Source organism: Pseudomonas putida (assembly GCF_028682175.1).
GTDB classification, from domain to species: domain Bacteria; phylum Pseudomonadota; class Gammaproteobacteria; order Pseudomonadales; family Pseudomonadaceae; genus Aquipseudomonas; species Aquipseudomonas putida_AD.
On record NZ_JANHKS010000002.1, the window covers coordinates 287,836 to 295,803 of the forward strand.

8 protein-coding genes are annotated in these 7,968 nt (G+C 58.6%); 1 reads left to right on the forward strand and 7 read right to left on the reverse strand.

What is annotated here, in order from left to right:
- Nucleotides 1-2: 2 nt before the first annotated feature.
- The 5 genes from NPS29_RS02925 to NPS29_RS02945 form a co-directional block, all read right to left on the reverse strand.
- Complete coding sequence (locus NPS29_RS02925; RefSeq protein WP_274130584.1) at nucleotides 3-1,706, reverse strand: ABC transporter permease subunit; 1,704 nt, start codon at nucleotides 1,704-1,706, stop codon at nucleotides 3-5.
- Nucleotides 1,703-2,770, reverse strand: coding sequence for an ABC transporter ATP-binding protein (locus NPS29_RS02930; protein ID WP_274130586.1), 1,068 nt, complete (start codon nucleotides 2,768-2,770; stop codon nucleotides 1,703-1,705). Before NPS29_RS02930 ends, NPS29_RS02925 begins: the two co-directional genes overlap by 4 nt.
- Before the next feature lie 10 nt (nucleotides 2,771-2,780).
- Complete coding sequence (locus NPS29_RS02935) at nucleotides 2,781-3,845, reverse strand: ABC transporter substrate-binding protein (protein ID WP_274130588.1); 1,065 nt, start codon at nucleotides 3,843-3,845, stop codon at nucleotides 2,781-2,783.
- Between the two features lie 154 nt (nucleotides 3,846-3,999).
- Complete coding sequence (locus NPS29_RS02940; RefSeq protein ID WP_274130590.1) at nucleotides 4,000-4,761, reverse strand: enoyl-CoA hydratase/isomerase family protein; 762 nt, start codon at nucleotides 4,759-4,761, stop codon at nucleotides 4,000-4,002.
- Between the two features lie 209 nt (nucleotides 4,762-4,970).
- Entirely contained in the window at nucleotides 4,971-5,432 is a 462-nt protein-coding gene (locus NPS29_RS02945; protein ID WP_274130592.1) for a hypothetical protein, read from the reverse strand.
- Between the two features lie 69 nt (nucleotides 5,433-5,501).
- Between NPS29_RS02945 and NPS29_RS02950 the strand changes: the two genes are divergently transcribed.
- The gene (locus NPS29_RS02950; RefSeq protein WP_274130594.1) at nucleotides 5,502-5,882 is read left to right on the forward strand and encodes a MerR family transcriptional regulator; all 381 of its coding nucleotides are present in this window, start codon (nucleotides 5,502-5,504) and stop codon (nucleotides 5,880-5,882) included.
- Nucleotides 5,883-6,011: 129 nt separating this feature from the next.
- Here the strand turns inward: NPS29_RS02950 and NPS29_RS02955 are convergent, their stop codons facing one another.
- Nucleotides 6,012-7,034, reverse strand: coding sequence for a hypothetical protein (locus NPS29_RS02955; RefSeq protein WP_274130597.1), 1,023 nt, complete (start codon nucleotides 7,032-7,034; stop codon nucleotides 6,012-6,014).
- 70 nt (nucleotides 7,035-7,104) lie between these two features.
- The gene (locus tag NPS29_RS02960) at nucleotides 7,105-7,872 is read right to left on the reverse strand and encodes a putative type VI secretion system effector (protein ID WP_274130599.1); all 768 of its coding nucleotides are present in this window, start codon (nucleotides 7,870-7,872) and stop codon (nucleotides 7,105-7,107) included.
- Nucleotides 7,873-7,968 lie beyond the last annotated feature (96 nt).

Genomic DNA, 7,968 nt, shown 5'->3' on the forward strand with positions numbered 1-7,968 from the left:
CTTCAAAGCCCTTTGCGTTTCGAGATGGAGCGTCGCGATACCCACTGGGCAACCACGGCGAAAAATACGATGAACACCAGCAAGGTGGTCGAGGCCGCCGCCAGCGTCGGCGTCAGCGCGAGCTGGATGCTGTCCCACATCTGCTTGGGCAGCGTGGTGTTGATACCGCCGCTGACGAAGATGGCCACGGTCAGGTCATCGAACGAGGTGATGAACGCCAGCAGGAACGCCGACACCAGGCTGGCCGACATCAAGGGCAAGGTCACGGTGCGCAACCGGGTGAAGGTGCTTGCGCCCAGCATCCGTGCGGCATCGTCCAGGCGCCAGTCATACTGTTTGAATGCCGCCGACAGGGTCACCACCACATAGGGCAGCGCCAGCACCGTATGCCCCAGCACCAGCCCCAGATCCTTGCCGGCCAGGCCAATGCGCGAGAACAGGTACAACAAGCCGAGGGCGATGACGATGCGCGGTACGATCAAGGGCGCGATGAACAGCACGAACAGCCCCTTGCGCCACCCCGCAGACAAGCGGGTGAGCGCCATCGTCGCCCCGAAACCCAGCACCAGGGCGAGCAGCGCCGTCGCAACGCCGACACCGAACGAGCGCATCAGCGCCGCCTGCCACACGGGTGACGTGAAGAACTCCTCAAACCATTTGAAGCTATACATCTTCGGTGGGAACGCAATGAACGGGCTGCTGGTGAAGGCCAGCGGCACCACGATCAGCACCGGAAGAATCAGCAGCATGACCAGTACGATGCTGTAGCCGGTGAGCAGTTTGCTGTCCCCTCCCCGCGCCCGCTCCTTGCCGAAGCGCGCACTGAAGTGTCCGAGCCAGATCAGCACCTGCAGGCCGCGTCCGGAACGCTTGCCTTCTGGCGCCTCGCCGCCGAGTGAAGACAGCCCGGCGACGCGGTCGTAGATCAGGAACACCACCAGCGAGGACGCCAGCAGCACCACGGAAAGCGCGCCTGCAAAACGCATGTCGAAGAGGTCCAGCACCGAGGAGATGACCAGTTGCGCGACCATCATTTCCCTTGGTGAACCCAGTAACGCCGGCACGATGAAGAAGCCGAGGCTGGTGATGAACACCAGCAACGCAGCGGCGGCAATGCCGGGTGCCGACAGTGGCAGGAAGATACTGAAGAAGCTCATGGCGCGGCTGGCGCCCAGTGTCTGCGCGGCGGGTGCCAAGCGCTGATCGATGCTGCGCATGATCGGCAACAAGGTAATGACCGCCAGTGGCAGCATCGAATGCACCATGCCGATCAACACCCCGGACAGCGCAGGAACCAGCCCCGAGGGGTTGTCGATAACCGAAGCGGCGAGCGTGGTGACCAGGCCCTTGCGCGACAACAGCAGCATCCAGGCGTAGGTCTTGACCAGGTAGCTGGTCCAGAACGGCAGCATGATCCATAGCATCCACCGCTCACGACCATAGGGCGAGAGGCGCGTCAGCAGGTAGGCGATGGGATAGGCCAGCAGCACCGCCACCAGCGCCGTCATCGCAGAAATCCAGAATGTGATACCCAACACGCGGCCATAGATCGGGGTGGACGCGATACGCTGGAAATTGCCCAGGCTCAGGTCACCATTGGCGTCCTGAAAGCTGCCCATGAGCATCTCACCCACCGGCAGCAGGAAGAAAAGACACAGGAACAACAGCGCTGGAATGGCCGGCCACAGGCCGCGCCGCAGGTTCATGACCGTGCCTCGGCGGCCAGCAGCGTGGCGCGGTCCGCGTCCCAGGTGATCCCCACCTGATTGCCCACCAGCGGCTTGACCTGACGGGCGCAACGCACGCTGAAACGAGCACCGGACGGCAGGCGAATCAAGGCCCGGGTGTCACTGCCAAGGAATACGCACTCATCCACATAACCCACCAACAAACCCTGAGCAGGGTCGGTCAGGCGCGCAGCTTCAGGTCGGACCAGCACGAAGGCGTCATCGTCCACCGTTTGCGCGACCTCCTGGCCGACGCAACCGCTGAAATCGACCAACCGGCCTTCAACCGCGAACTGCTGGCTGTTTTCACGACGCACCTTGAGCACGTTGGAGTGGCCGATGAACTCGGCGGCGAAGCGGGTCGCCGGGCGATCGTAAAGCTTCTGGGGCGTGGCCAGTTGTTCGATACGCGCGCGGTTCATCAGGCAGATACGGTCGGACAGGGTCAGCGCTTCTTCCTGATCGTGGGTGACATAAATGAAGGTCGCGCCCAGTTCCTTGTGCATGTGGCGGATTTCGAGCTGCATGTGTTCGCGCAGGTTCTTGTCCAGTGCACCCAGCGGCTCGTCGAGCAGAATCACCGACGGCCGATAGGCAAAACAGCGGGCCAGGGCGATGCGCTGCTGTTGCCCGCCGGACAACTCGTTGGGGTAGCGATGGGCGAAATCCTGCATGCGCACCATGGCCAGCGCGTCATCCACTGCGGTCCTGGTTTCGGCCTTGCCCATACGCCGCATGCGCAATCCATAGGCGACGTTGTCCCAGACGCTCATGTGCGGAAACAGCGCATAACTCTGGAACACCAGCCCCATCCCGCGATCGCCCGGTGCGGTGTGGGTGGCGTCCTTGCCGTCGATCAAGAGTTGGCCGCTGGTGGGCAGCACCAGCCCGGAAATCATCTGCAGCAAGGTGGTCTTGCCGGAGCCGGAAGGCCCCAGCAAGGTCAGGAACTCACCTTCCTTGACCTGGATATTGGTGGGTTGCAACGCCACGAACTGGCCATATGTTTTGCCCAGGCTGCGGGCCTCTAGTTTGACGGTCATGCGGCCACTCCTACGACAAGATCCAGGCGTTGAAACGTTCAGTCACCTGGGTGCGATTCTCTGCCCACCAGCTCGGACTGGGCAGGCGCATGTTCTTCAGGTTTTGCTCGGCGGTCGGCAGGAACGCGGCACGCTCGGGTGGGATCGATTCGAAGGCCTTGCGGTTGGTCGGACCGTAGGCCAGGGTGTCGGTAAAGTCGGCCTGGCGCTTGGCATCGGCACAGAAGCGCACGAACTCCTTGGCCATCTCCGCCCGCGGCGTGCCCTTGGGGATGGCCCAGCCCTCGATGGAATACAGGCCCTGATTCCACACCACCTGAACCGGCGCGCCGTTTTCAATCGCCGCCTGGGCGCGACCGTTCCAGGTCGAGATCATGTCCACTTCCCCGCTCTGGATCGCCTGCATCGCCTGTGCACCGGAGGTCCACCACAGGTCAATGTGCGGCTTGATCTTGTCCAGGCTCTTGAATGCGCGATCCACGTCCAGCGGATACAACTCGTCCAGCCCCACGCCGTCGGCCAGGAGCGCCTGCTCCAGGGTGTCCAGCGGGCTGCGGCGCAAGCAGCGGCGTCCCGGGAATTTCTCGACGTTCCAGAAATCGGCCCAGGACTGCGGGCGCTTGCCTTCGTCCAGGGTGTCGGTGCGGAAGGCCAATACCGTGGAATAGACATCCAGCCCCAGGAAATTCGGGGTGATGGCTTCGGGCATGAGGTCCGGGTAGTCCTTGGCGTCCAGCCCGATGGGTTCGAGAAAGCCCTCGGCTTCGAGGTAAGGAATGTCGGCCGAGATGGTGAGGATGGTGGCGTCCCACACGTAGTTGCGGGTCTTGACCATGGCCGCGAACTGCGCGACCGGCTGCGACTCACGCGCCACGCTGACGACCTTGATCCCCGTGGCTTTTTCGAAGGGGTCGTAGAACGCCTTGCGGTAGGCGATGGTGTAGGGGCCGCCGGGATCGGAGACCACGATGCGCTTGTCCTGGGCGCGGACCACACTCGGGAGGCCCAGCGCCAACGCAAGCGTGGCACCGGCTTTTAGAACCTGACGACGATTTGGGGTAACTGGACTGCTCATGACTGACTCCTACGGCACGAATTGTTCGTTTTTGTAGATGGACGTGGGCAGGGCAAAGGTCAATCAGTTGGTTAGAGAGGTACTTTGCCCCTGTCATCCATGGTGCGGTGAAGCCCGGCGCCGACCCAGTGGCCGGCTGCCGGTCAAGCAGTGGTCACTTCCTGGCGCGCTTGCTGAAAAACTCTTCCATCATGCGTGCAGGCTCGCCCGAGTCGTAGGCTTCTTTCTGCAGACGACGGCCCGCTTCGATGCAGCTCTTGAAACCTTCCTCGCTCATTTCGCGGAAGCGCTGCTTGTCCAGGCGCATGGCAACCGGTGGCTTGGCCGCCAGCTCCTGAGCGATCTGCATGGCTTTCTCGAACACCTGTGCAGCCGGCACCAGATGATGAATCAGGCCAATGCGGTGGCACTCCTCGGCGTCCATCAAACGGCCGGTCAGTACCAGCTCGATGGTGCGCGACATGCCGAGCATGCTGTTCATGATCCAGGGACCGGTCGTGCTCGGGATCCCGGAGTTGATTTCCGGCTGGCCCATGCGCACCTCCGGGTGGCCGACACGGATGTCACCGAGCAGCGCGACCTGGAACGCCGAACCTGCGGCGGTACCGTTGAGCGCAATCACCAGCGGTTTGGAGAGGCCGCGCAGCGTCGCGTAGTAATGCTCCCACTCGCCGACCCACTCCACCGCACGGTCACCGCTGAAATCGTGGGCCTCAGACAGGTCCTGGCCTGCGGAAAACGCACGGTCCCCTGCCCCGGTCATGATGATGGCCTTGATCGCAGCGTCGGCTTCGTAGTGCTTCAAGGCGGTGATGATTTCGTTACGCATCGGCGTGGTCCATGCGTTGAGCACGGCCGGCCTGTTCAGTGTGATAACCGCGACAGCACCTTGGATCTCAAGCAGAATGTCTGACATGTTTATCTCTATGCGATAGTTAATGTCTCAATACAATAATTAACTATCGAAAAATGCGCAACGGTCCGAAATCTTTTGTCGTATTCGGGTCAGGAGGGTCGCTGAGAAGCATGAAAGACGCCGGAAAAGGCGTGCGGGAGGGGCTGGAAGCGGACGCTTCAGCGGGCACCTGTCGCCTCGATTGAGGGACAGGTGTCACACAGGATGACTCAGCAGTGTCGAGCCTGCGGGCATGGCGCGGGCTCCAGCACCGCTGAGCGGCCCTGCACTCGCTCGGCACCGGACACCGGCAGGCTCTGGGCAATGGCAAACGCGACCTCCATGAAGGTGAAGCCAAGGATCAGAAAACTGGCGCCCTTGGCCACTGCATAGATCTGCCACAGCGCAAACAATCCCCTTGCCAGCACGTCATAGAGTCCCACGAGGCGGCTCGGATGCCGCAGCCGCCACAGCGACCAGACAATCACCACGCTGCCCAGCAAATTGACGAAGAGCATCTCGGAGACGCCCAGCACAGGGACCGGACGGTCCAGCCCCAGGGCCGCGGACAGTGCGGCGAAGCCTTGCAGGCAAAGCGACGCTGACCACGGCGTCATGAAGGGCGCCGTGGCCGCCAGGTCATACCAGGCACTGGCCCGCACGATTTTCAGATTGTGGTTTACGTTCAGCATGCTCATCCCTCACAGTTTGGACCCTCAGGCTAAAGCCTGGAGTAAGGTCCAGAGTCAATGCGAGAAACCATGAAAATGAGAATCAGCGACGTCGCCAGGCGCACCGGCGTGTCCGTGGACGCCTTGCGGTTTTATGAAGACAAAGGCCTGATCAAGCCCCAGCGAACCGCCAATGGCTACCGGCTCTACCCCGAGGAAACACTGCAACTGGTGGGGTACATCAAGTTGGCGCAGCAGTTGGGGTTTTCGCTGGCGCAGATCGGTGAAAACCTGCCACTGCTGTGGAATGCCGAAGAAGCATCGAGCGCACTTCTGGCCGAGTTGTTCGCACAGAAGATTGCAATGCTGGACGAGCGCATTGCACAGATGCAGGCGCTGCGAAATGTGCTGGCCGAGCGGGCGCAGCAGGCGTGTCCGCTGTTGGTGGGTGACATGAATACAGCGATGTGAAGCAATCAACTGGTGACTATGAGCCCTAAGCTGACGAACGCTCATGGCTCGCGTGGTCTTCGTCCAAATGAATGAGCGATTGGCCATAGGTCGTGTTAGGGAAAGAGTGACTGTCACTCCGTTGTGATCTCAGCTTTTATCAGGTGAGTTGATCGCGTAATCTTTTTCCACCTTCCCAATTGCCGCACCTGTTCCTGCATTAACCATCGCAGGTCGAACCCAGATCGTGCGCTCATCCAAGCGCCTGATATGTCCACGACGTAGATGGGCACGCGGCGTAGCGTGATGTCCACCGCCGACCAAAGCAGATGCAGAGCTTCGGGGCGCCTCGATCTGCAGGATGCGATAGCTGAAAAAAGGCTGTTTGCCCTTTGCAATGCGCTTTTTATTGAGCATGGCCGGTGCAGCAATTTCGGGGACAGTCACGTTGGCGCAGTTAAGCATCACTCCGGTTTGAAGCAACATAAACACCTCGTCCTGAGTATCAGCAGCGATCTGCGCGTAGAGTTCGGTTCGGGACCGTCCCGCGACCATGTGTTCAAACATCTCTGGCAACAGTACGAAGGCTGCAGCTCGAAACTGTCGTAACTTGTGCGCGGGAACACCCGACTGGACATAACGATCCATGATCATTCGCGCCCCCACACTTGCCTCTCCCGGCACATAGGCGCTCACCTCATTCTGATAGGGTACAAAAACCCCACCCATCGGCATGATCCATCTGCTGTCGCCGTCATCCCAGTAAAGGGGAATCACGACCGCTCCGCCGTGCTCTTCATTAATGAATTCAGCAAGCTCCGGTATTCGTTCAGCAAGTTCCACAGTGAGGGTCATGCACAGCGCAATACGCTTGGATGAACGCACGCGGCCTGATTTATCTCCACCCCCTCCATCCGGGTGCACCCATGGTGCCTCCAGCGCCACGACCGGAAAAGGCAAACGCGCCATATCAACATGGACCTGGCGCAGGTCTTCCATATCAATCAAATCAGCATGATTGGGCAGGATAAACTTCACACTTTCTTGCAGTAGTGACACCACCGTAAGAAAAGCATTCCGAATGCCCGGCATGTCCTTTCTTATTGTGCTGATGGACTGCGTAAACTGCTCCAGAGCACGCGCCGAGTAGTTCAACGACTTAACCGACTCCATTATAGGCTAACCTTTCAAAACATTATTGCCCGTAAATATGAGCGCATTAACCCAATGCTTCATTTGCATTCTAATAGTGAAAATATCGACGCTCTTCCAGTGCGCTTGGTTTTGAGGCTGAAAATCCTGCCGATCGCGCTATCAAATCTATCTCATCCACATTCTCCCATCCCAAAGCCGTGAACACACGATCCACTAACGTGGCATATGGCATTAACATTCGACACTGATCAACATATTCCCAGATACCCATCAGCGTGGTGAAGCCAATGATAGCAGCAGTCATGCACATAATGGCATCTACGCTAACCGTAGAGTCCGAAATCAACAACCCGCCACCTTCCAATATTAAAATTTCAGCAACACTTATCCATGCAATAAATTTCAAAGTAGTTTTTATCGCCTTTTTTCTGAAATTTTTTACACCTCGCTTGCAGTGTGGATGCAGAGCAATTATCCGATCGGAGGGTCTAACAATGGCAAATGCTTCGTAGCCCTCGTCAACCTTTCTCACCACAGCCTCTACCCTGTCGCCATCCGAAAAAGGAGACAACCAGATTTTTCCAAAAATCTTCTTGCCATTTATCTCAAATTCCACCAGATCAATTATTTCTGGCGCGCTCTCAATATCTGCGACATTCGACAAGCTAAAGGACATATTGCTGTCGCCAGCCGCGTATATTGCACCTGATACGAAATGGATCTCGCTACTGTTGCTCCCCTCTGAAAAAAATCTTCCTTTTTTCTCATGAACCTGAAAACGGCCAATAGTGCCGCGCAAGACAAAAAGCTCGCCCACACTCTTCAGCGACCCTGAGTAATCGTTAACTTTTGACATTTAATAACCTGATGAAATAGGGATTAAATTGGATGTTTTGTTTTAGGTGAAACTTTGAAGGATCTCCGTTTGAACGGCGGCAACGGTCGATCCGCC